Source organism: Anaeroplasma sp., from assembly GCF_034179385.1.
Lineage (GTDB): Bacteria > Bacillota_I > Bacilli_A > Acholeplasmatales > Anaeroplasmataceae > Anaeroplasma.
Genome location: NZ_JAXFPY010000019.1, coordinates 1 through 22,147 on the forward strand (window position 1 = coordinate 1; position 22,147 = coordinate 22,147).

Sequence of the window (22,147 nt, forward strand, 5' to 3'; positions counted from 1 at the left end):
ACAAGGAAAACAATGACACCTATATAAACATAAAAATGCCACAATGGTGCATCCGAACGGAAGGTTTTCTTCTTATTTAAGAAATATGCAATCGTATTCGATATAGCATTCGATAAGAAGAAAGGTAATACATAACCCCAATTATCATTTCCTTCTCCTACAACACTAGGATCAAAAATAATTTCTAAAAAGCTTGGAAGTGGAGCATCCCAATTCTTCATCCATAACAACAACAAATTTACTAATAAAAGCTGAATTCCTGTAGTAAACGTACAAATAATGGTAAATTTTAGAATCTGCCATAATGTCTTAACTGTTTTTCCCTTATCTAGAGCTTTTTGATCTATTTTTTCAAGCCAGGATGGCTTCTTTTCTTTTTCTTCCATAGAATCACCTAAATTGCAACTGAACACTTTTGATTATATCATAAGGGGGTTTGAAAAAAAAGAAAAATGCATAAGCCATAGCCTATGCATCATCTTGTATTACTTTAACATGCCCTTCTCTAAAGCAAGAGTAACTGTTGTACGATCGCATACCTCACTTGGTCCAAAATACTGAATAGCACCTGGATAAGTATATGCAGTTTCAACAGCCCACTGTGCTCTATGAGCTTCGAAATATTTGAATGGAGCACCATCAAGCTCAACTAAAGCCTTCTTAATAACTGGCTTGTCTTCACCGTGACGTCTTTCCATATTCATCATCTTTGTAATAGGCATACCACCTGCAACCCATTCCTCAGCTGGCTTAGATAGATTAGATACCTTAGATAGGTAACCATTAAAGCCATACTGAATTAGCATGAATGCATTGTAGCCTAGGGAATAGCAATAATCCGCATCAAAGTTGGATGGGAATGCACATCTTCCTTCATAACCGAAGAAATGATGTAATGCATTGAACTTACCCTTGTAAGTTCCAGCCTTCTTTCTTTCAGCAAGTTTAGCCTTAACTAAAGCACTGAATAGCTTTTCAGATTCAATTAAGGAAACCTGTACGTTACCATGAGGGTCACGCTCTAAGAATAATTGCTGCTGAATAGCCTCAGGTAAAATTTCAAATACAGCAAAGGAAGCAGCAGTTAAGCCCTTCTTAATAAATTCATACTTTTCCTTCCAAGTTGCTAAAGCATTGAACAGATCAGCCTTAGCCCCAGCAAGTAATTCATTAATTTCAGCAATTAATACTGAGAATTCAGGAACAAATTCAACAACACCTTCAGGAATGATTGCAACACCGAAGTTCATACCCTTTTGGCTACGAGCCTCAACAGAATCAGCAATATAATCTGCAATTTGAGATAAGCTCATCTTCTTTGCAGCAACCTCTTCTGAAATTAAGCAGATATTAGGCTGAGTCTCAAGAGCACACTCAAGTGTAACGTGAGAAGCACTACGGCCCATTACCTTAACGAAATGCCAATACTTCTTTGCAGAGTTCGCATCTCTTTCAATATTACCGATAACCTCAGAATAAGTCTTAGTAGCTGTATCGAAGCCGAAGGAGCATTCAATATCCTCATTCTTTAAGTCTCCATCGATAGTCTTAGGACAACCAATAACCTGTACGCCAGTATGATTAGCTGCAAAATATTCAGCCAATACTGCAGCATTTGTATTGGAGTCATCTCCACCAATGATTACAATTGCAGTAATACCATGCTTCTTTGCAACTTCAGCTGCAACCTTAAATTGCTCCTTAGTTTCAAGCTTAGTTCTACCAGAACCAATAATATCAAATCCACCAGTATTTCTGTATTCGTTTATATATTCATCAGTGAATTCAATATAATCATCATCTAAAAGTCCAGAAGGACCATTCTTAAATCCTAAAAGAACATTATTCTTATCTGTAGCCTTAAGTGCATCATATAAACCACAAATTACATTGTGTCCACCAGGTGCCTGTCCACCAGATAGAATTACACCTACAACTTGCTTTTTAGCTAAAGATGTATTCTTGCCCTTTTCGAATGTAATTTCCTTTTCGCCATAAGTATTAGGGAATAATGCCTTAATCTTCTCTTGATCTTGAACAGATTGAGTAGGTAGGCCTTCCTTAACACAAATATCAGCAATACCATTTCTTAACATTCCAGGTAGCTTTGGAGTGTATTGGTATCTTGCCTTTTGAAGTGGTGATAAACTCTTCATCTTATTTCTCCTTTAATAAATGTATTTTTTAACCAAATGTATTATATCACTTAATTTCAAAGATAAAAAGTATTAAATACTTTGTATCATCAAAATTAAATATTAAAAGTGTTTTCATGCTTTTAAAGGGAGCAATTCCATTCTCTACTACTTATTTTATCTTTCTATTGAAGGAAATTGAATAATTATCTCTCCAAGGCTTAATTTCTTCAAAATCCTTAGCTGCCTTTAAGACCATTTTTTCTTCAAATCGCTTACCAATAATTTGCATACCTACAGGTAAATTTAAAGATGCCAATCCTGCAGGAATAGAAATCGCTGGATAGCTTACAAAATTAACCAAATACGTTTGGCACCAGCCAATTAGAGAATCCACCCTTTTACCATTGATTTCTTCTGGTCCCTTTGTAAAGCCCTTTGGATTATTTTTCACAGGAAGACATGAGGTAACTGGTGAAAGAATTAAATCATATTTCTTAAATACATCCTCAAAATTATCTAAAATATCCGTTTTAGCTAAATTGAACTCATATAAATCCTCAATCCCCAAGCGATCACAAACATTCTTATAATAAATGAAATCCTCTGGGAAATCCTCTAAATGATCTTTAAAATAATCCATTCCCTTTTCCTTTTGATGATTGATTTCTAAGGCACAATCAATTGTAATTCCCTTGCACCAAAGAGAGGAAAATTCATTTGCTGTATGCTTAAAATTAAAGTGAACCTCTTCAACGATATAGCCCTTATCTATAAAGCGCTTTGCCGCATCATAAACGATCTTTTTTACTTCTTCATCTACTTGAAATAAATCAAAATCATAGGTAAAGGCAATTCTTAGGGCTTGATTACTATTTATATAGTCATCGATATCTTCATTTTGTCTTAATACCATATTGTTATATGGATCCTTAGGCTCTACCCTTGCCATAAGCTTATATAAGGCAATCGCATCACTTACTGTTTTGACTAATCCACCACCAACACAATAGGGATGGGATGCGGAATATGCATCCGGTCTACTCAATAATGGAATAGAACCAAAGCCCGCCTTAAATCCCACCAAATTACAGCAAGAAGCAGGCACTCGAATAGACCCTCCAGCATCTCCTCCCTCTGCAATAGGTAGTAAGCCATCCGCTACTGCAGCTGCACTACCACCAGAGGATCCACCAGCATTATATAACGTATTAAATGGAGTAGATGTTGCGCCATACATCTTATTGTCTGTCGTTCCACTAAAGCCATAGGATGGGGCATTCGTTTTACCAACGGCAATACCACCCTCTTGTTCCATCACTTCACAAAATAAGCTATCATATTCATCCATGCTTACTAAGCATTTAACTCCACCATAGGAATGCATCCAGCCCTTTTTGCTTGGCAAGAAGTCCTTTAAACCAAAGGGAACACCCGCAAAAATACCTAAGTTTTCCCCTTGTTCTAATCTTTCTTCTAATTTTTTTTGCTTCTATATAGGCTAAATCAAATCTTGTATAGGTAAATGCGTTAATGGATTTATTTCTTTCCTTTATTCTTTTTTCAAAATACTTTAGCACCTCTGTTGGTGTGACTACCCTCGAGTTCACTAATTCACCTATTTCAAGTGCAGACAAATATTCTAATTTTATTTCACTCATAGATTTTCCTCTTTATTAAACTCAAATCTTGATGGTTCCTTACGTAATTCCATTTCCTTACAATAGTCAAAATAATCCTTTCCTACTCCTTCGGATTGCCATTTTTTACAGATTCTATATCCAATTGGACTAAAGAACACCTCAAAGAATAGTTCGATTAATGCACCTAAAAGCGCAATGCCAATTAATGTTGGGAAAGTATAAAATTTTGCAAAAACCGCGAAGGCTAAAGCGCCAAAAATAAAATTATCAACAAACTGACCAAATATAGTACTCACATAGCTTCTGCAATAAAAAGCAAGCTTACCATCTGGATTCTTCTTAAAGATTTTACCGAATAGACCATTAATAATCGCATTTATAATACCTGAGATAATATATGCAATTGTAGATGATATTAATATTTGCCATGGCTGTGGGGCAGCATTAGCCTCAAAGCCAAATAATGTATCAAAAATATTACTTGCACCTTCAAATGGATATTTTGCCGGAAATAAAGCAATAAGTGCTAAAAATATAACCGCAATAGCATTCACTAAAGCACCTAAAACCGTTAGCTTAATTGCAGCCTTTGTGCCATATGTCTTTGTTACAATATCCATTACTAAGAAAACTGCCCACGAAAGGAATATTCCTCCTGTAATGGACACAAATGGAGTGTCATGAATATATATTCCACTCCAAACAATTTTATTTGCAGCTAAATTCATAGTGATTGTCGCCATTATAAATAGCATTGTAACTACGCCAGGAATGCTTCTAAGTAGCATCTTCCAATCATGAAAATCAAAGAACCATTCCAGTGTATCAATAAACCATATTTTCAACTTTTTTAAGGGATTCATACGATCACTCCTCACAAAAAATAAAAAGAGTGCAACTAAAAAACACTCTTTTGTTCCCTAGTTTTATTTAAAGATAGGATGGATTACGAACTATCTTATTCAATTACCGCTATAGTATATACCTTTACAATAAAGAATTCAAGTGTAAAGATTTTCTCTTAGTAAAATAGTTTATGAAAATGAAAAAGGTATGATTCATTATTCTACAATTAAATTCCAAATAATCTATCCATATCTTCTTCGGCAATTACTCTTTCACTTTTTTTCTTTTCAACCAATAATTTTTCGATCGAATTATCAACAGCTTTTTTTATGAATTGATTCACATCTATTCCTCTTAATTCAAAAAATAATCTAGGATCCGTATCAAATTTAGCGCCTATGGCATATAATACACTCGCAACATGCTTACAAAGTGATGCATAATCGGGGCAAGAACAATCAAATTCAATTTCATTGGGGCTTGGAAATAATCCGTTTTTGCCAATAAAAACCTCTTTTAATGTATCCGGAAATTTCCCATTAATTAGGTCTTCTATACTTTCAATTTTATTTTCGCATAATTGAACTATGTCTTCTATTTTTTCTTTATTTAAAACTTTGATATGGACACATACTTCATAAGGCTTAGATGATGAGCCTTGAACGATTGCATCTATTCTACCTTTTTTTATCTTTAAATCAAGTATACAATCGGATTTAAGATACTTTTTCCCTCTTGGTAATCGATTACTATAATCCGAATACTTTTCAAGATTGTCGATCCATGAAATACCCCACCAATTTTTTGCAATCTTATTACCAACTAAATGAACAGGCTCAAGAATTAACCCCTTTTTTGTTAATCTTTCGGTCGATTTTTTGGCTAATCTTTTTAAATCATCCATAGTTGTATAAGAATAATCATAATAGCTATATCCCATTTTTATCCCTCCAACTTAAGTAGGTTCATAATTTCTTCATTATTCATTTCTGTAATCCATTTTTCTGATGTATCCCCAATTACATCGGATACTAACTTCAATTTTGAATTGATTAATTCATCTATTTTTTCTTCAACTGTCTTTCTACAAATGAATTTATGAACAACCACATTTCTCTTTTGACCTATTCTAAAAGCTCTATCTGTTGCTTGATTTTCAACCGCTGGATTCCACCACCTATCGAAATGAATTACATGATTTGCTTTTGTTAAATTTAAGCCAGTACCACCAGCTTTAATCGAAATAATCATATATGGGATATATTCATCACTTTGGAATTGTTCTACAATTTCTTTTCTTTTATTTACATGGATTGACCCATGTAATACCAATCCCTTAGTTTTAAAAACCTCAAATAAAAAACGATTTAATGGTTCTATTATTTCTTTAAATTGGGTGAATACTAATACCCTTTCTCTTTTTTGATAAATTGCTTCGCAAATCTCTTTTAGCATAACAAATTTACCGCTATCTTCCATTTCAAAATAATCATTGCATAAGCCTAAATATTGATTGGGGTGATTACAAATTTGTTTTAATTTTAAAATTGAAGATAGTATAAGGCCTTTTCGCTGAATTCCATCCGAATCTAACAATTTATTTTCTAAATCCTTTAATATTTCATTGTAGTGTACAACCTGCTTTTTCGATAAATCGACATAATCTATTTTTTCGATCTTCTCAGGTAAATCTTTAATAATGCTTTTATCTGTCTTAACCCTTCTTAATAGAAATGGAGCTATCATGTTTTTTAATTTCTGGTATTTATATGGTTTTGAATCGATATCACTACAAAATTTTTTAAATTCTCTTTCACTTCCAAGTAAGCCTTTATCCTGATAATCAAAAATCGACCACAAATTAGATAAATCATTTTCAATTGGTGTACCCGTCATGCTAAACTTAACTCTGGCATTCAATGATTTAGATAATTTTGTTTGCTTCGTGTTTGGGTTTTTGATAGCTTGAGCTTCATCTAAAATGACGATGTCAAATTTTATTTCATTTAATCCCTTAATCCTTGATAGCATCGAATATGTAGTAATCATTAAAAAGGGAATATGGTCAGGCAATACATTATTGTGTACAATTTTATAATCTAATAAAGGCGTAAAACGCAATATTTCATTTTCCCAATTTCCAAGCAAGGATGCTGGAACAACCAATAGATTATGATTCTTATTATTTTCAATTCTTTTCGATTCCAAAAATGTCAAAACCTGTATTGTTTTACCTAAACCCATATCATCCGCTATACACCCACCAATAGATAATCTATCTAAAAGTCTAAGCCATGAATATCCTTTTTCCTGGTATGGTCTTAATGTTGCGTTTAGAGTGGAAGGAACAATTTCATTTTGTATTTTATTCGCATTCTTTAATTCATCAAGTAAATTTTTCATCCATTTACCCTGTGATACATAAGTAGAATCCATATCATCTTCATTTTCTTCCATCGACATTCTAAGCGCATTCAGAAATGAAATATTTGTATCATTTTCATCCAGTTTATGTAATAATTGTTCTAGTTTTTCATGATCAATTTCAACCCATTTTCCTTTAATCAATGCCAATCCATTGGATAATTCAAGAATCTCTTTAATCTCTTTTTTGGTTAGCTTTACCCCATCAATAGATAAATATGGATTTAAGGACAATAAGGAATCAAATCCCAAAATGCTATTTTCCTTTTCACCAATCTTAACGGACATTTTAATATTACTTCTAGTACGATTCCGCCACCAATTTGGAATTCTTGAGTAAATACCAACTTCTTCTAGTTTTTTTACCTCAGTTAAAAATAGATATGCTTCATCTGCCCTCAATTTTATCGGGTGCATGATATCATTATGGTCATTACACATTAAATCATTAACAAATTTTGACACCTCTTTCGCTTTATTTAATGTACTTAATAAAGTTAATGCCCTCTTTGTATCGTTTCTATATTCATGCAATGAATAACTAAGTGGTTTGTGTTTTATTTTACCATTTATATTCGTCACATATGTTGCTAAAAACGCAAATGGATATTCTGGATCCTCTTTATTCTCCACCAAATGAAAATATATTTTTTCAGGAATTTTTACCGTTTTATCCTTTTCAAATAAATAGCTATTTACAGTACCTTTATATTCCTTTATTTCAGATGAAAATACTTCCTTTAATTCATTTAATAAATGGATAATCCATTCTTCATTTATTCGTTCATATCCAACAACAAATGGGATATAGTCCAGTAATTTCCTTATTTCATCGCAAGAATACGTGGGTTCTATATTTTCCCTTAAAAATTCAATTTCGGGACTGTTTAATATTTTTTCTTTGAAGGTTAAAGAAATGTTATATAAATATTTTGCGCTTTTTTCTTTAATATTTTCTTCTTTAATAAATGCCAATTGATATAAATACTCATATTTATTTGCTAAATAACATTCCAATGATTCATCTTGGATTTTTTGATCAAGTATGAAATCATTTGTGGTAAAAATAAAGCTTAGTTCACTCTTTTCAAATGCATATATCATATTAATAGTACCAATCAAATTTATAAAATAATTGATTTATCCTTTCTTTCGATTTCAAAATTAACACTATAAATTCCGCTTTGTAATTGGACATTCACGATTTAAATCATAAAATTCTCACTTCATAGTACTCTTTACCAATTGGCCTCTTACATGGACTCCATGAGCGTAAATTCCGGTATCCTACCATACTATTTTTTTTTAATTATGGGCTATGCCATAATTTAAAATATGGGTTGCCGCAGTATAGTCTCTATCTACAATTCGCTTAAAGTGAGGGGATCTATAGGTTTTACTTTTACTCACCCTATAGGTTTTGCCCTAATGAAGGCAGGTTTTACTAGATGAGTAATACCTTATCTATCTTCTTTAATTCTTTTTCATAGTACTCACATTTATACTAACATATTTTTATGATACTTCAGGATTTATTCAGTGGACTTGTTTTTTCACATTATCGTTTGACTAAAAGAGTAACACTTTCAACATGTGCAGTTTGTGGGAACATATCTATAGGAGTAATAGAATTGATTTGATATGCTTCCTTTAATTTTTCTAAATCCTTCGCTAGTGTTGCAGGATTACAAGAAACATATATGAATCTTTTTACTCCACTTTCTAATATGGAAGTAATAAACTTGTCCCCTAAGCCTGTTCTTGGTGGATCTGCAACTAAACAATCAAATACCTCATTTTCTCTAACCATCTTAGGTAATAATTCAGAGGCATCCCCTTGGATAAATCTTGCATTCGTAATTTTGTTTAGTTTTGCATTTTCGTTTGCAGCTCGAATGGAATCCTTATTATATTCTATACCAATGACTTCCTTTGCGTTATGAGCCAAATATAATCCAATTGTACCAACGCCCGAATAAGCATCTAATACTCTTTCCTTGAAGGAAAGCTTTGCTTGTTTTAGGATTGTATCATAAAGCTTTTCTGCTTGATAAGAATTTAGTTGGAAGAATGTCGTAGGATAAATTCTATATTTAATTTTTCCTAGAGTTTCAATAATATATTCATCACCGGCTAAATGATTCGTTTCTGTGCCAAAAACATCAATAGATTTATCCTGTGGATTGATGTTTTCGTATACACTAATTACTTCTTTTATTTCTAAAACCTTATTCGCTAATTCCTTTATCACTCGATCCTTCTTCTTGCACACAAAGCAAACTAAGGCTTTATCATCCTTTGTTACGCGAACAACTAGATATCTTAAAATACCAAGTCCTGTTTTACGAATAAAAGGATCAATATTGAATTCATCAATACATTTTAATACCTTTTCATTGATGGTGTTAATTAAATCCTTTTGTACTAAGCATTTATCAATTGGAACTAAGATATTCGAATTCGCTTTAATCATAGAAACCTGAGAATGACCTAAAGATTTCTTTATATTTAATTGAGCTTTATTTCTATATCCTAAAGGATAATCACATGGAATTGTTTGCTTAATCTCAAAAGATTTAGGATTAATGGTGGTATATCTATTTAATGCCTCAATTAGAATTTCTCTTTTATATTTTAGCATTTCATTATAATCGATGTGCATAACATTACACCCACCACAAGATAGATAATAAGGACATAAAGGCTCTTTTCTATATTCACTTTTGGTCTTTATTTCTATACTCTTAGCATAGGCCATCTTACCCTCAAGTTTTGTAATGGAAACATTATGTCCCTCCCCTGGGATTGCACCATCAACAAATACAGCAAGACGATTATAAAATCCTATTCCTTCTCCGTTAATGCCTAATCTTTTAATATCTAAAATGAATTCGCTACCTTCTTTAATGTCCTTATTGCCATTAAAAGGCTTTTTATTGAATTCTTTTTTTGTTTTTACAAACTCACTCATAAAATATACAGCTCCTACAAATTAATGAATTAAACGTAAAATATCATTATAGGTGATAAATACGAATAATATTAACAACAATCCCATAAATACAAGGTTAATAATAGATTCAACCTTCTTTGGTACTTTTTTACCTGTAATCCCCTCAATAATGAGGAATACAATTCTTCCACCATCGAGCGCAGGAATTGGAAGTAAATTCATTACACCAATATTTACAGATAATAATGCAGTCAAGGATAAAAGTGGGATAAAGCCAGCACCAATATATTGCTTAACCATATCGAATATACCAACAACACTGGATAAATCCGATACACCAACCTGTCTTACACTAGAAGGGGCAATTAGAATTCCTAAGGTTCTAAAGATTAATGTAAAATCATTCCAGAAGCCTTTAGCTGCCACTCCAATACATTCAAAGAAGGAAAAATGATATTCTGGTGCAACACCAATGTATTGTGCAATTTTTTCAATTCTTTGATTGGATAATAACTCATCTGTATAAGGCTCAATAGATTTACAATCCTCTAACTTTACTAAGGAATAGGTGTTATCCTCTTTTAAATCATAATATTCAAATCTTACATCGACGGATGTAGTAACATTCATTTCCTTAAACAATTTTATAATTTGGCTCCAGGATTCAATTGCATAAATTGTCCCATCAATAGAAATCTTAGTGATATAGTCTCCTTGGGATAATGTGCCCTCTTCTGCTTTATATCGAATAGAATTCTTTCCATTAGATAATGTAGATTTTCCAACCTCTAAGCCAAAAACCTCAGTTTCTGGAACCTTTACTAAGGTAAAATCCTTAGCACCAAAATTGGTAAGACCAATGGAAACAATAGAGGTATAGGTTTCCATTGTTGCCGTATGCTCCTCATTATTATGAGAATAAGTGATATTTACGGTTGTACCATAATTATCATAAAGCTTATCCATTTCTCGCTGGAAATCCCACCAAGAATTGGTACTTACCCCATTTACAGAGGTAATTTGATCTTGGGGAGCTAAAAAACTTGCTGCAGGATATCCACTTGATACTGTACCTACACGATTGGAATCATAATTTGGAACACCAGTTGCAAAGGCAATAATCAAGTATAATACAAAAGCCAAAACAAAGTTCATAAAAGGTCCGGCAAATAGAATTAATAATCTTTGCCAAATCTTTTTTGCATCAAAGGTTCTATGGTATGGTGCTAATTGTAAGGTTTCATTCTTTTCAAACACATAGGTTGCGGTCTCACTTACTTGATAATAATGTGTCTCACCCATATCATCCATTAATGTGATATATAAATCCTTACCATCCTTGCCATCTAAATCCTTATCATTGATTTCTCCTCTAACCATGCATTCCTTCGCATCATCTAAGATAATCTCTTGAACGATATCATCCTCTAGGTTTAGGCCAACCTTTGTACCAACCTTAGTAAAATCATCCGTTGCTTCCTCCCCTGCCATAGAAACAAATCCACCAATAGGAATTGCACGAACACAGAAGGTTGTTTCCTTGCCCTTTTTCTTATAGATTGCAGGTCCCATACCAATGGAATAATCATGACATAAGACATCAAATTTCTTAGCCATATAGAAATGTCCTGCTTCATGAAGACAAATAATTAAGCCTAGAATAACAATAAATGCAATAATCGCTAATAAAATAAGAGGAAATCCACTTAATTCTAAAAACATGAGATTAATCACCTCCATACTTTAATAAGATTTCATTAATTAAAGAATGACTCAAGGATACAACATTCTCAAGAGTATATGGAATATTCTCATATTTATCATCCTTAATTTCTTTTTCAATAATATCTTCAATGGTTAAAAATGAAATCTTATCATCTAAAAATAATTGAACAGCAGCCTCGTTTGCAGCATTTAAAACCGCAGGATATACTCCGCCTCTTTTTGCAGCATAATATGCAAAGCCTAAGCAAGGGTATCGATCTATAGATAATTCCTTAAATTCAAGCTTTAAGCCAATAAGATTTAAAGGCTTAGATTCTAATACCTTATGCTTAGGATATCTTAGGGCATAGGAAATAGGAATATGCATATCTATAGTACCAAGGGATGCTTTAATTACACCATCCTCATATTCCACCATAGAATGAACGATAGATTCAGGATGTAGGATAGTATCAATTTTTTCATAAGGAATATCGAATAAATGATGTGCTTCAATAACCTCAAAGCCTTTATTCATCATAGTGGCAGAATCAATCGTAATCTTAGCTCCCATAGACCAATTGGGGTGCTTTAAAGCATCCGCTTTCGTTACATCCCTTAGCTCTTCTTTAGTTTTATTTCGAAAAGAACCACCAGAAGCTGTAATAATCAATCTTTTAACCTCATCCTTATTTTCTCCTTGTAGGCATTCTAAAATCGCAGAATGCTCTGAATCAATTGGGACTAAGCTAACCTTATATTCCTTAGCATATTCTCTTACAATATCTCCACCTGCAACTAAGGTTTCCTTATTGGCAAGGCAAATCGTTTTTAAAGCCTTGATTGCATAAATCGTAGGCATAAGACCACTCATACCAACTAAAGCATTAACAAATACCTCATCAGGATATTTGGAATAGGAAGCAAGCTCTAATAATCCACTATCTCCAAATACAATCTTTGGATTATAGGATAAATCGTAGGCATATCCTTCACGGAAACATACGATTTCAGGTTTAAACTCTTCAATGAGTTTAATCGCTAGCTCCTTATTCTTTCCAACACTCATTCCAATGACTTTAAATTCATTTTTATTTTCTCTTACAATATCTAGAGTTTGTGTACCAATAGACCCACAAGCTCCTGCAATATATAAATATCTCATTAGAAACCAGCACCTGCCAATAATACATCAATAAAGTTAATCTCAAAGATAATGAATCCTAAAAACATTGCTGATGAAAAGAATACAGAATCAAAGCGATCAAGCACTCCACCATGGCCTGGGAATACCTGGGAATAATCCTTTATGTCATATGCACGCTTCAATTTCGATGCAACTAAATCTCCAACCTGAGATGTAATCGATAATAATAGAGTTAATGTTAAACAAACGAATACCTTTCCTACTTGAGTAAATGTATTATAGTTAAACACACCTTGGAAGAATTCCATCTGTCCACCTGAAATTGCTGGGAACAAACCAGAAATATATTCATATAAATAAGAAAAGCAAAAGCCTAATACAATAGCAACAGCGGTTCCGCCAATCGCACCCTCCCAAGACTTCTTTGGGGAAATTTTAGGGGCAAGCTTATGCTTACCACTTCTACCGAAGGCAAGACCAAAGACAAGTGCAAAGATATCCGTTGCGGTTGTAATTAATAATAAGTAAACGACGAATCTTACTCCAAAGAATCGAAGTGTCATAAATGCAGCGCTACATACACCGACATAAATAATAGATAAATACAATCTACCTGCATCCTTAACCTCAAAATCATGAAGGAAAATCATAGAGGACATAAGAATGATAAAGCTAATGAGCAATGCAGTAACAGGAGTAAACATTAAATGAAAATGTAGTTTCTTCAATCCTCTTAAAATTAGGGAAGTATTTGGATCAAATAGATGTACTCTTACAGCCTCTCCTTGTGCGTTGATGGTTGTAATTTCTTGCATAGACATAAAAGAGAAAATGGAAAACGATAAACCTAAGGTTAAAAGTGTTGTTACGATCTTTAACCAAAGGGGTATCTTTTTATCCCTATCATACATATTTAATAATTCAAATTCAGCAACAATTATCAAAAGTACTACAACGAATTCCAAAACCGGCAAGCAGGCAGGAACGAGTAAACAAGGAATCAGGATTGTTGCAAGAATTAAACCTGTGATAACTCTTTTTTTCATAGGATTCACCTCACAAATAGGTTTATTTTTATTGTATATTAATATACAATACTTAATCTATTGTATTATAGCATTATAAAAAATAAAAATCCAGCATATAAGGAAAACACCATAATTTTCCAAAATGCTGGATTTCGTTTGTTAAATTGTCATTAAGTCCTTGCTCTTACGTTCTGTTAATTCAACAATAACTTGAATTTTCTTATCTGTAAGTGTTTGTGCTTCCTCAAGTGCATTAGCCTCAGTATCCTCAGGTAAGCCAAGCTTTTTAATATCGTCATTTAAATCTCTTCTTGCATTTCTAATAGCTACCTTAGCAGTTTCCTCAAGCTTTGAAACATACTTAACAAGCTCACGTCTTCTCTCCTCAGTCATCTTTGGTAAGATAAGACGAATCTGTGTACCATCACTTTGTGGAGTTAATCCTAAAGGTGATGCAAGAATTGCCTTTTCAATATCCTTAACACTAGACTTATCATATGGCTTAATTAAAAGCTGATTGGATTCAGGTACAGTGATGGATGCTGCATTCTTGATTTGTGTTTTTGCTCCATAATATTCAAAATAAACAGTATCTAATAGGCTTGGAGCAGCTCTACCAGTACGTACAGTGGATAACTCACGCTCATATGCAGCGATAGCCTTATCCATTTTTTCTTCGCCCTCTAAAAGGGTCATTTCTAATTCTTCTTCCACAAGTTTCTCCTCCTCTATTCTACTTTAACTAGTGTACCTATTTTTTTACCTTCAACTGCTTTAACAATATTACCTCTTTGACTCATATTAAATACGATTAAAGGCTTTTTATTATCCTTACATAAGGATGCTGCAGTTGAATCCATAACCTGAAGATTCTTCTCTAAAATCTCTGAGAATGTAATTTCAGTAAATAGCTTTGCATTTGGATTTAATCTTGGATCAGAATCATATACACCCTCGGTATGATTCTTAGCCATTAATACAACCTCTGCTTCAATTTCTGTTGCACGTAAAACACATGCTGTATCCGTTGAAAAATATGGAGAACCAAGTCCACCAACGAAAATGACAACTCTCCCCTTTTCTAAATGGCGAATTGCTCTTCTTCTGATGTAAGGCTCTGCAACCTTATCGCAATCTACAGCAGTCATAACACGAGTTGGAACTCCATGCTGCTCTAGGGCATCCTGAACGGCAAGCCCATTCATTATTGTTGCAAGCATACCCATGTAATCTGCCTGAGCTCTATCCATACCTAAGCCCTCTGCAGTCTTTCCTCTCCAGATATTTCCTCCGCCTACAACAATACCAATTTCAACGCCTAAATCCTTTGCGTCCTTGATTTGTTCAGCGATCTCATTTACGGTCTTAGGATCAATTCCATAGGATGTTTCTCCCTTTAATGCTTCACCAGAAAGCTTTAATAAAACACGTTTATACATAACTTATCCTCCTATTTTTCAAAAAAAGGGAGAGCAAATTCAAACATTGTTCTCCCTTTTTTGAGCGTTATTACTTTGCAGCAGCAGCCTGTGCAGCAACTTCAGCAGCGAAATCAGTCTCAACCTTTTCGATGCCCTCGCCTACTTCTAGACGCACGAATGTTACTACTTCAGACTTAGCGCCCTTAACATACTGCTCAACAGTAAGGTCAGGGTTCTTAACGAATGCCTGAGATAATAAACAAATTTCTTTTAAATTCTTTTCTAAACGACCTGGTACGATTCTTTCTTCAATAATCTTTTCAGGCTTTGGTTTAGCACTAGATGCATTCTCATTTAATGCAGCAGCTAAAATAACTTCCTTTTCCTTAGCTACAACATCTTGAGGAATATCATCCTTAGATACATACTTAGGTGAAAGTGCAGCAACATGCATAGCTACATCCTTAGCTACAGCCTCATCAGAACCGTTTAAGATTGCAACTGTAACGATTCTACCACCCATATGCTTGTATGTACCAAATACCTGTGCATCACTCTTTGTTAAAACCTGAACACGACGTAAAGAAATCTTTTCACCAATTGTACCAGAAGATTCCATAATAACAGTCTCTAAAGTCTTGCCATCAACATCAATTGCTAAAGCCTCTTCTGTATTTGTTGCGTTAGAATTAACGATAATGTTACCAACATTCTCTAATAATGCTTTGAACTTTACGTTCTGTGCAACGAAGTCAGTTTGAGAGTTTAACTCAAATAAAACAACCTTGTTACCAGAAACCACATAATTACATAAGCCCTCTGCAGCAACAACGCCTGCCTTCTTAGCAGCCTTTGCAAGACCCTTTTCACGTAACCATACAACAGCTTTTTCAAAATCGCCATCTGTAGCTACTAAAGCCTTCTTGCAGTCCATCATACCTGCATCAGTCTTCTCACGTAATTCCTTTACCATAGCAGCAGTAATATTTGCCATTTCAATATCCTCCGTAATTTATTTTAAATTATTCAGCCTTAGCTTCAGCGGACTCTTCCTTCTTAGGTTGAGCCTTCTTTACTGCAGGACGCTTTGCAGCTGCCTTCTTAGCAGGAGCCTTAGCTTCCTTTGGAGCCTTTTCAGCCTTAGGAGCTTCCTTAGAAATTTCCTCAGCCTGGTTGATTTCCTCTGCAGCATCATCGAACTTTTCAACTGTACCACCGTTACCTTCGATTACAGCATTAGCCATAACCCATGCAACTAACTTAACAGCACGAATAGCATCATCGTTTGCTGGGATTACATAATCAACATCATCAGGATCGCAGTTTGTATCAACGATACCAAATACTGGAATGTTTAGCTTACGAGCTTCTAAAATTGCATTGTGCTCCTTGCGAGGATCAACAATGAATAAAGCATCAGGAAGCTTCTTCATTTCCTTAATACCACCTAAGAACTTCTCAAGCTTATCCTTTTCAGCAACGAGCTTAATAACTTCCTTCTTAGGAAGCTTAGCTGTAGCCTCAGTATCCTCTAATAACTTAGTTAAGCTTTCAAGCTTAGTAATTCTCTTCTTAATTGTCTTGAAGTTTGTTAAAGTACCACCTAACCATCTTTGGTTAACATAGTACATACCGCATCTTGCGGACTCTTCCTTTACAGCCTCTTGAGCCTGCTTCTTAGTACCTACGAATAAAACCTTACCTTCATTCTTGGCAATCTCTAATAAAGCGGCATAAGCCTTTTCAATTTGATCTGCAGTCTTCTGCAAATCGATAATATAGATTCCATTTCTTGCAGTGAAGATATACTTCTTCATCTTTGGATTCCAACGGCGAGTAGCGTGACCGAAATGTACGCCAGACTCTAATAACTGTTTCATTGAAACTACTGATTCAGACATTTTTTAATTCCTCCATTTTATTTTTGTTTTTGTCCTCTGCTTTAATCAACGAAAGCCCCCAACAGTTTTACATGCACACGATGGCCTTCTCATAAAGCATGTGTATTTTGTGCCTTTAACATATTACCATAGATAAAGTACAATTTCAACCATTTTTTTAAAAATATAAAAAGGCATGGAATAAATTTCAAACCATGCCCTTATATATAAATATATAATTATCTTTTTCTATTATCTTTTGGACGCTTAATCCAAGCATAAATTGCCTTGAAGAACTTGCCATTTAATGTGCCATTCTTATATAAAGTAAATCCAACTAGGAAATATAAAATAAGTAATGCGCCAAAGACAGATCCTAATACAATACCAACAATAGCTCCTGCAGATAATCCAGAATTATTTTCTTCTTCTGGTTCAACTGGTGTACTTGGAACTGTTGGTTCTTTCGATGCTTCTAGTGTATTTGCTGCTTCTCCAAAGTACTTATCTAAATCTACAACTTTTATTGTACCTAATGTATTTAAAGCTAGTGTACCATCCTCTTTTACCTCTTTACCAGTTTCTGTAACGAAGGTTGCATAAATTGGTAAGAATACATAATTTTTTAAAACAGGCTGATTCGATACATAATGAATTACATAAACAGGCATATAAACGATAGATAAGGATACATCCTCACCATCCTTAAATACTTTATATGCTGGCTTAGTAGAAATCGTTCTAGAATAATCCTTGGATGTTGTGATTGTAAATTCTACATTAAGCTTTTTTCCAATACCCTTTTCTTGGTCATATGCTTGCGTTAAAATTTGAGTCTTTTCCTCATCATAAATCGCATCAGAATTCTGGATCCCAAAGGATAATGTATTTATTGTTACCGTATTGTTTCTTTCGCCATTAAAAGAATTGAAATAGGTTGTAAGATCATATTCATAAGCAAAAAGGCTTGCGTTAGCATCCTTTGCTACAAACAAATCATAATACGTATTATTTTTTGTATCTTCATCTAACTTTGATGCAGTTTCATCCTCTTGTTTTTCATCATAAAATAAATTTAATGCAGTAGATACTTCTGTATCAATTTTTGTAATTTGGCGTACTGTTGAATAATCCACATTAGTTCTCGTCATACAAGATGTTAAAGCTAAGAAGGATAAGCAAGCTACACCTAAAGAAATGAACTTAGTCTTCATAATCATTGCTCCTTTTCTTTTCGAACATTAGCATTATATCAAAGTTGGGTTTGAATTACAAGAAAAATCCAACATATCACTTTTTCTTCTCTTCAACATCGATTCTTTTTGCTCTTGGATGAGACAATTGATACTCCTTCATCATCATGTTGTAATCGACATGAGCATAAATCGATGTTGTCGATAAGGACTCATGACCCAAAAGCTCCTGAACGCTTCTTAAATCCGCTCCATTCTTTAAAAGCGCTGTTGCGAAGGAATGCCTTAGCATATGGGGAGATATATGAAAATGCTCTCCCGCTTTTTCTACAAGCCCCTCTAAAATCTTTCTTACACCAACTCTAGAAAGCTTAGTTCCATTTTTATTTAAGAATACATAACGATTTTCTAAATCCTTCGTATTATATAATAATTCCACACGGAATGTTGAAATATAATGCCTTAAGGCCTCATCTAAGCCCTCATACATAATGACATCTCTATCCTTAGAGCCCTTACCATGAATTCTTATCGTCCTTTTTGCATAATCGATATCCTTTATTTCCATATTGCATAATTCAGATACACGAAGTCCACAGCCATATAGACAGCCCAATATGCAATAATTTCTGAATCCTAGCTTATTCTCTAAATCGCAGGCTTCAAACAGCATAATAACCTCTTCATCGGTAATTTTCTTTAATAATCTTTTACCAATCTTAGGTGTTTCTACTTCCTTAAAATAATTATCTTTAATTAATTCCTGCTTATAAAAATAAGTATAGAAGCTATTTAAGGAGGATATCTTTCTATGAATGGATGTAGATGCGAGATTCGAATTCGAAAGATAGGTTACATAATTTTTAGGTATAATTGGGCGAAGACGAAAAAGGTTTGGAGCCATTTTTTCACTCTTTAGGAAATCCTTAAACTCTAAAATGTCCTTTTGGTACCCCAAAACTGTATTTTCGCTATAATTCTTAACATGAGCTATGTAATTTAAAAATTCAGCTATAGCCTCTTCATCAGTCATTTAAACTTTTAATCTCCTTTTCCATTACTTCTATGGCTCTTTTGCCATATAATGCCTTTCTTTCATTTTTCTTATGAGGAAAATCTAAATCCGCCATAATTCCAAAATTCGCACTCATCGGCTGAAAATCCTTCTCGCTCGCATTTGTTATATATAAGGATAAGGACCCTAGTGCTGTAGTATTTGGGAATATATGTAATTCCTTTCCTTTCAAATAGCGGTCCATATTAATTGCTGCATATATGCCGGATGCTGCGGATTCTACATACCCCTCAACTCCTGAAACCTGTCCTGCAAAGAATATATTTGGGTATTTCTTCGTTTGGAAGGTAGGATTTAATATCTTAGGTGCATTAATATATGTATTCCTATGCATTCTACCATATTTTGCAAACCTACAATTTTCAAGCCCTGGAATCATTTGGAATACTCTTTTTTGTTCGCCAAATTTTAAATGCGTTTGGAATCCTACGATGTTATACATGGTCTTGGCCGCATCATCTTGTCTAAGCTGTACTACCGCATAAGGGCTTACCCCATCTGGAGTTCTTAATCCTACAGGCTTCATTGGACCAAAGGTTAGGGTTTGAGGTCCTCTTTTGGCCATAATTTCTACTGGCATACATCCTTCAAATACTTTAATTTCAAAATCCTTCTCCTCTACGCATTCCGCAGTAATTAAGGCATGATAAAACTTATCAAATTCTTCCTTTGTCATAGGACAATTATAATAGGATGCAACACCCTTATCATATCTACTTTTTAAATATGCTTTATCATAATTGATAGAATCTGCATAAATAATTGGAGCTTGGGCATCATAAAAATAAAAATCATCTAGTCCAAACAATTTCTTAATTTCATCACATAACGCTCCACTAGTGAGTGGGCCTGTTGCGATAATAGTAGGAATGGATGTATCTATTTTAGCTACCTCCTCATGGACAATTTTTACATTAGGTAATGCCTTAATTCGGCATGTTACCTCTTCTGAGTATCCTTCTCTATCTACGGCTAGTGCACCTCCCGCATCTACAGGATGCAATCTTGCACATTTCATCACAATAGAATCTAGCATTTCCATTTCTTTCTTTAAGATTCCACAAGCATTCTCTAAGGAATCACTTTTTAAGGAATTTGAGCATACAAGCTCTGCAAATTTTTCTGTTTTATGTGCAGGAGTCATCTTCTTTGGTCTCATTTCAAAAAGGGTAATATCATACCCTTTTTTTGCTAAATACCATGTAGCCTCAACACCAGCTAAGCCTGCACCTATAATATTTATATTCATAAAAACCTCTATTTATAAATTACAATACTGTCTAAATCTTTTCTCTTATTATGAGGTAAAACCTCTTTTGGATATCCAATCGGAAGCATAATATCGATATGTAAATGATCACTAAGCCCTAAAATTTCTCTTGCTAGCTTCTCCTTAAATGAGCATACATAACAAGAGGCAAGCCCTAAGCTTGTAAGAGCTAAAACCATTTGTGTTGCCACAATCGTACTATCTACTATACCATGGTCTACTCCATCATTTCCCCTATGCCAGGATTCATTTTTATCATGACAAACAATCAATATCGTCTTTGCATTAAAGGTATATCTTGTAGCCTCCTTTAATCTTTCTATTATAGATGGATCCTCTACAACAACAATCCTCTCGGGCTGATAATTACATGCCGTTGGGGCTAAAAGACCTGCCTGTAGCACACCCTCTAATATCTCCTTTGAAACCTTCTCTTCCTTAAAGCTTCTACAAGAGAATCTTTTTTGAATACATTCAAAATAATCCATGCTATTCCTCCAAAAATAAATCCTTTGCTAAATCATCGATAAATACTCTTACTAATTCCTTTTTATGCTCCCATATTTCCTTAGCAAGGGGTGTTACCATATAATCCTGCTTTAAAATATGCTTCGCATGCTTTAAGGCCTCCATGGCATCATAATAATCCTTATTTTCCATTTTCCCTAAGGCCATTAAATCCCAAACAATACCTAAGGCACCTTCCTCATCTAATAGGTCCGCCTCTAAAAGTAGGACAAGCTCGTTTGAGGAATTCTTATCCTTAATTTGATTTTTATCGGAATGATGTTCAATTAAATCATAAACCCTATTCGTAAATTCCTCGCTGAAATTATGATTTTTTGCATATTCCTTAAAGATTAAAGCACCAACATGGGCATGATTTTCTTTTAGACTACCCCTTCCTACATCATGAAAAATCGCTGCAGTATATAATACTTCTAAATCACATTCCAAATCTGTATGAATTCTTTTGCACCATTCATATACCCTTTTCGAATGGTAATATCTATTTCTAAAATTATGAAGCGGATTCTTAGAGGCAATACCATCTGTCACTTCTAATTTTTCTTTAACAAATTCAAGCATTAAATCATAATTCATGTGCTTCACCTCTTTAATAGTTAATTATACCATTAAATTCTTATTTATTTCACTCATTTTCTTCATTTTCTTCTATTTTATCCTTCTTAAAGAAATAAATTACCCCTCTTACAATGAAGAATAGACCAAATCCTGGGAATATTCCTAAATAAAGAATACGAAAAATCCAAAGGACGACATCCCCATGATTTGAAAAATCGGAAAAACAATAAATCATAATAAATGTAAAGGCAATTAAAATTCCAATAAATACGGATACGATACCTGAAATGATATCTAATGGATTATGCTTCATATCATCACCTCAAAACTTATTAGGTAGTA

At 33.8% G+C, this 22,147-nt stretch carries 21 protein-coding genes; all 21 read right to left on the bottom strand.

Features of this window, described 5'->3' with window-relative positions:
• A partial coding sequence (locus tag SPJ17_RS01200; protein WP_321091952.1) for a hypothetical protein occupies nt 1-386 on the bottom strand: 386 nt, incomplete at its 3' end.
• A 99-nt stretch (nt 387-485) separates the two neighbouring features.
• Nucleotides 486-2,156, bottom strand: a complete 1,671-nt coding sequence (locus SPJ17_RS01205; protein ID WP_321091954.1) for a diphosphate--fructose-6-phosphate 1-phosphotransferase — start codon at nt 2,154-2,156, stop codon at nt 486-488.
• Between the two features lie 151 nt (nt 2,157-2,307).
• Entirely contained in the window at nt 2,308-3,579 is a 1,272-nt protein-coding gene (locus SPJ17_RS01210) for an amidase (RefSeq protein WP_321092022.1), read from the bottom strand.
• Entirely contained in the window at nt 3,500-3,796 is a 297-nt protein-coding gene (locus SPJ17_RS01215) for a hypothetical protein (RefSeq protein WP_321091956.1), read from the bottom strand. Before SPJ17_RS01215 ends, SPJ17_RS01210 begins: the two co-directional genes overlap by 80 nt.
• Nucleotides 3,793-4,641 carry a queuosine precursor transporter gene (locus SPJ17_RS01220; RefSeq protein WP_321091958.1) on the bottom strand — a complete coding sequence of 283 codons (849 nt, stop codon included), beginning with the start codon at nt 4,639-4,641 and terminating at the stop codon, nt 3,793-3,795. The genes SPJ17_RS01215 and SPJ17_RS01220 overlap by 4 nt, the downstream gene beginning before the upstream one ends.
• 209 nt (nt 4,642-4,850) lie before the next feature.
• Nucleotides 4,851-5,564, bottom strand: a complete 714-nt coding sequence (locus SPJ17_RS01225) for an SWIM zinc finger family protein (protein ID WP_321091960.1) — start codon at nt 5,562-5,564, stop codon at nt 4,851-4,853.
• Between the two features lie 2 nt (nt 5,565-5,566).
• The gene (locus tag SPJ17_RS01230; RefSeq protein ID WP_321091962.1) at nt 5,567-8,152 is read right to left on the bottom strand and encodes a DEAD/DEAH box helicase; all 2,586 of its coding nucleotides are present in this window, start codon (nt 8,150-8,152) and stop codon (nt 5,567-5,569) included.
• A 454-nt stretch (nt 8,153-8,606) separates the two neighbouring features.
• Nucleotides 8,607-10,019, bottom strand: a complete 1,413-nt coding sequence (rlmD, locus tag SPJ17_RS01235) for a 23S rRNA (uracil(1939)-C(5))-methyltransferase RlmD (protein WP_321091963.1) — start codon at nt 10,017-10,019, stop codon at nt 8,607-8,609.
• 21 nt (nt 10,020-10,040) lie between these two features.
• Nucleotides 10,041-11,723, bottom strand: coding sequence for an RIP metalloprotease RseP (gene rseP / locus SPJ17_RS01240; protein WP_321091965.1), 1,683 nt, complete (start codon nt 11,721-11,723; stop codon nt 10,041-10,043).
• A 4-nt stretch (nt 11,724-11,727) separates the two neighbouring features.
• Nucleotides 11,728-12,870, bottom strand: coding sequence for a 1-deoxy-D-xylulose-5-phosphate reductoisomerase (gene dxr, locus SPJ17_RS01245; protein ID WP_321091967.1), 1,143 nt, complete (start codon nt 12,868-12,870; stop codon nt 11,728-11,730).
• Nucleotides 12,870-13,898, bottom strand: coding sequence for a phosphatidate cytidylyltransferase (locus SPJ17_RS01250; RefSeq protein WP_321091969.1), 1,029 nt, complete (start codon nt 13,896-13,898; stop codon nt 12,870-12,872). The genes dxr and SPJ17_RS01250 overlap by 1 nt, the downstream gene beginning before the upstream one ends.
• A gap of 141 nt (nt 13,899-14,039) precedes the next feature.
• Nucleotides 14,040-14,594 carry a ribosome recycling factor gene (gene frr, locus SPJ17_RS01255; protein ID WP_321091970.1) on the bottom strand — a complete coding sequence of 185 codons (555 nt, stop codon included), beginning with the start codon at nt 14,592-14,594 and terminating at the stop codon, nt 14,040-14,042.
• Nucleotides 14,595-14,608: 14 nt separating this feature from the next.
• Nucleotides 14,609-15,319, bottom strand: coding sequence for a UMP kinase (gene pyrH, locus SPJ17_RS01260; RefSeq protein ID WP_321091972.1), 711 nt, complete (start codon nt 15,317-15,319; stop codon nt 14,609-14,611).
• Between the two features lie 70 nt (nt 15,320-15,389).
• Nucleotides 15,390-16,295 carry a translation elongation factor Ts gene (tsf, locus tag SPJ17_RS01265; RefSeq protein WP_321091973.1) on the bottom strand — a complete coding sequence of 302 codons (906 nt, stop codon included), beginning with the start codon at nt 16,293-16,295 and terminating at the stop codon, nt 15,390-15,392.
• Between the two features lie 28 nt (nt 16,296-16,323).
• Complete coding sequence (gene rpsB, locus SPJ17_RS01270; RefSeq protein WP_321091975.1) at nt 16,324-17,202, bottom strand: 30S ribosomal protein S2; 879 nt, start codon at nt 17,200-17,202, stop codon at nt 16,324-16,326.
• Nucleotides 17,203-17,420: 218 nt separating this feature from the next.
• A complete protein-coding gene (locus tag SPJ17_RS01275; RefSeq protein WP_321091977.1) occupies nt 17,421-18,395 on the bottom strand; it encodes a hypothetical protein in 975 nt (324 codons plus the stop codon).
• Between the two features lie 76 nt (nt 18,396-18,471).
• Nucleotides 18,472-19,407 carry a site-specific tyrosine recombinase/integron integrase gene (gene xerA / locus SPJ17_RS01280; protein WP_321091979.1) on the bottom strand — a complete coding sequence of 312 codons (936 nt, stop codon included), beginning with the start codon at nt 19,405-19,407 and terminating at the stop codon, nt 18,472-18,474.
• Entirely contained in the window at nt 19,400-20,698 is a 1,299-nt protein-coding gene (trmFO, locus tag SPJ17_RS01285) for a methylenetetrahydrofolate--tRNA-(uracil(54)-C(5))-methyltransferase (FADH(2)-oxidizing) TrmFO (protein ID WP_321091981.1), read from the bottom strand. The genes xerA and trmFO overlap by 8 nt, the downstream gene beginning before the upstream one ends.
• Nucleotides 20,699-20,706: 8 nt before the next feature.
• Entirely contained in the window at nt 20,707-21,207 is a 501-nt protein-coding gene (locus SPJ17_RS01290; protein ID WP_321091984.1) for a nitroreductase family protein, read from the bottom strand.
• 1 nt (nt 21,208) lies between these two features.
• The gene (locus SPJ17_RS01295) at nt 21,209-21,823 is read right to left on the bottom strand and encodes an HD domain-containing protein (RefSeq protein ID WP_321091986.1); all 615 of its coding nucleotides are present in this window, start codon (nt 21,821-21,823) and stop codon (nt 21,209-21,211) included.
• A gap of 49 nt (nt 21,824-21,872) precedes the next feature.
• Nucleotides 21,873-22,118: a hypothetical protein gene (locus SPJ17_RS01300; RefSeq protein ID WP_321091988.1), complete on the bottom strand. Its 246-nt coding sequence runs from the start codon at nt 22,116-22,118 to the stop codon at nt 21,873-21,875.
• Between the last annotated feature and the right edge of the window lie 29 nt (nt 22,119-22,147).

Bases quoted from the DNA above. Each gene is read 5' to 3' on its own strand.
- SPJ17_RS01205 (WP_321091954.1), bottom strand. From the start codon at position 2,156: ATGAAGAGTTTATCACCACTTCAAAAGGCAAGATACCAATACACTCCA.
- SPJ17_RS01215 (WP_321091956.1), bottom strand. From the start codon at position 3,796: ATGAGTGAAATAAAATTAGAATATTTGTCTGCACTTGAAATAGGTGAA.
- SPJ17_RS01220 (WP_321091958.1), bottom strand. From the start codon at position 4,641: ATGAATCCCTTAAAAAAGTTGAAAATATGGTTTATTGATACACTGGAA.
- SPJ17_RS01225 (WP_321091960.1), bottom strand. From the start codon at position 5,564: ATGGGATATAGCTATTATGATTATTCTTATACAACTATGGATGATTTA.
- SPJ17_RS01230 (WP_321091962.1), bottom strand. From the start codon at position 8,152: ATGATATATGCATTTGAAAAGAGTGAACTAAGCTTTATTTTTACCACA.
- rlmD (WP_321091963.1), bottom strand. From the start codon at position 10,019: ATGAGTGAGTTTGTAAAAACAAAAAAAGAATTCAATAAAAAGCCTTTT.
- rseP (WP_321091965.1), bottom strand. From the start codon at position 11,723: ATGTTTTTAGAATTAAGTGGATTTCCTCTTATTTTATTAGCGATTATT.
- dxr (WP_321091967.1), bottom strand. From the start codon at position 12,870: ATGAGATATTTATATATTGCAGGAGCTTGTGGGTCTATTGGTACACAA.
- SPJ17_RS01250 (WP_321091969.1), bottom strand. From the start codon at position 13,898: ATGAAAAAAAGAGTTATCACAGGTTTAATTCTTGCAACAATCCTGATT.
- pyrH (WP_321091972.1), bottom strand. From the start codon at position 15,319: ATGTATAAACGTGTTTTATTAAAGCTTTCTGGTGAAGCATTAAAGGGA.
- tsf (WP_321091973.1), bottom strand. From the start codon at position 16,295: ATGGCAAATATTACTGCTGCTATGGTAAAGGAATTACGTGAGAAGACT.
- rpsB (WP_321091975.1), bottom strand. From the start codon at position 17,202: ATGTCTGAATCAGTAGTTTCAATGAAACAGTTATTAGAGTCTGGCGTA.
- SPJ17_RS01275 (WP_321091977.1), bottom strand. From the start codon at position 18,395: ATGAAGACTAAGTTCATTTCTTTAGGTGTAGCTTGCTTATCCTTCTTA.
- xerA (WP_321091979.1), bottom strand. From the start codon at position 19,407: ATGACTGATGAAGAGGCTATAGCTGAATTTTTAAATTACATAGCTCAT.
- trmFO (WP_321091981.1), bottom strand. From the start codon at position 20,698: ATGAATATAAATATTATAGGTGCAGGCTTAGCTGGTGTTGAGGCTACA.
- SPJ17_RS01290 (WP_321091984.1), bottom strand. From the start codon at position 21,207: ATGGATTATTTTGAATGTATTCAAAAAAGATTCTCTTGTAGAAGCTTT.
- SPJ17_RS01295 (WP_321091986.1), bottom strand. From the start codon at position 21,823: ATGAATTATGATTTAATGCTTGAATTTGTTAAAGAAAAATTAGAAGTG.
- SPJ17_RS01300 (WP_321091988.1), bottom strand. From the start codon at position 22,118: ATGAAGCATAATCCATTAGATATCATTTCAGGTATCGTATCCGTATTT.